The organism is Collinsella aerofaciens (assembly GCF_039836695.1).
GTDB classification, from domain to species: domain Bacteria; phylum Actinomycetota; class Coriobacteriia; order Coriobacteriales; family Coriobacteriaceae; genus Collinsella; species Collinsella aerofaciens_BD.
In genome coordinates this window covers 1899-3330 of the sequence record NZ_JBDPAC010000043.1, presented here as the reverse complement: position 1 = coordinate 3330, position 1432 = coordinate 1899, and the positions used below count along the sequence as shown (strand labels likewise).

The following is a 1432-nucleotide window of genomic DNA, read 5'->3' as shown; positions in this document are numbered from 1 at the left end:
GAAGCGAGTGGCGAACGGCTGAGTAACACGTGGAGAACCTGCCCCCTCCCCCGGGATAGCCGCCCGAAAGGACGGGTAATACCGGATACCCCGGGGTGCCGCATGGCACCCCGGCTAAAGCCCCGACGGGAGGGGATGGCTCCGCGGCCCATCAGGTAGACGGCGGGGTGACGGCCCACCGTGCCGACAACGGGTAGCCGGGTTGAGAGACCGACCGGCCAGATTGGGACTGAGACACGGCCCAGACTCCTACGGGAGGCAGCAGTGGGGAATCTTGCGCAATGGGGGGAACCCTGACGCAGCGACGCCGCGTGCGGGACGGAGGCCTTCGGGTCGTAAACCGCTTTCAGCAGGGAAGAGTCAAGACTGTACCTGCAGAAGAAGCCCCGGCTAACTACGTGCCAGCAGCCGCGGTAATACGTAGGGGGCGAGCGTTATCCGGATTCATTGGGCGTAAAGCGCGCGTAGGCGGCCCGGCAGGCCGGGGGTCGAAGCGGGGGGCTCAACCCCCCGAAGCCCCCGGAACCTCCGCGGCTTGGGTCCGGTAGGGGAGGGTGGAACACCCGGTGTAGCGGTGGAATGCGCAGATATCGGGTGGAACACCGGTGGCGAAGGCGGCCCTCTGGGCCGAGACCGACGCTGAGGCGCGAAAGCTGGGGGAGCGAACAGGATTAGATACCCTGGTAGTCCCAGCCGTAAACGATGGACGCTAGGTGTGGGGGGACGATCCCCCCGTGCCGCAGCCAACGCATTAAGCGTCCCGCCTGGGGAGTACGGCCGCAAGGCTAAAACTCAAAGGAATTGACGGGGGCCCGCACAAGCAGCGGAGCATGTGGCTTAATTCGAAGCAACGCGAAGAACCTTACCAGGGCTTGACATATGGGTGAAGCGGGGGAGACCCCGTGGCCGAGAGGAGCCCATACAGGTGGTGCATGGCTGTCGTCAGCTCGTGTCGTGAGATGTTGGGTTAAGTCCCGCAACGAGCGCAACCCCCGCCGCGTGTTGCCATCGGGTGATGCCGGGAACCCACGCGGGACCGCCGCCGTCAAGGCGGAGGAGGGCGGGGACGACGTCAAGTCATCATGCCCCTTATGCCCTGGGCTGCACACGTGCTACAATGGCCGGTACAGAGGGATGCCACCCCGCGAGGGGGAGCGGATCCCGGAAAGCCGGCCCCAGTTCGGATTGGGGGCTGCAACCCGCCCCCATGAAGTCGGAGTTGCTAGTAATCGCGGATCAGCATGCCGCGGTGAATGCGTTCCCGGGCCTTGTACACACCGCCCGTCACACCACCCGAGTCGTCTGCACCCGAAGTCGCCGGCCCAACCGAGAGGGGGGAGGCGCCGAAGGTGTGGAGGGTGAGGGGGGTGAAGTCGTAACAAGGTAGCCGTACCGGAAGGTGCGGCTGGATCACCTCCTTTCTAGGGAGATA

The 1432-nt window shown here is 65.4% G+C and carries 1 rRNA gene; it reads left to right on the top strand.

Annotated features, from left to right (window positions below):
- Positions 1-1421: ribosomal RNA gene (locus tag ABG996_RS10625) — 16S ribosomal RNA — on the top strand; the annotation flags it as partial.
- Positions 1422-1432: the final 11 nt, after the last annotated feature.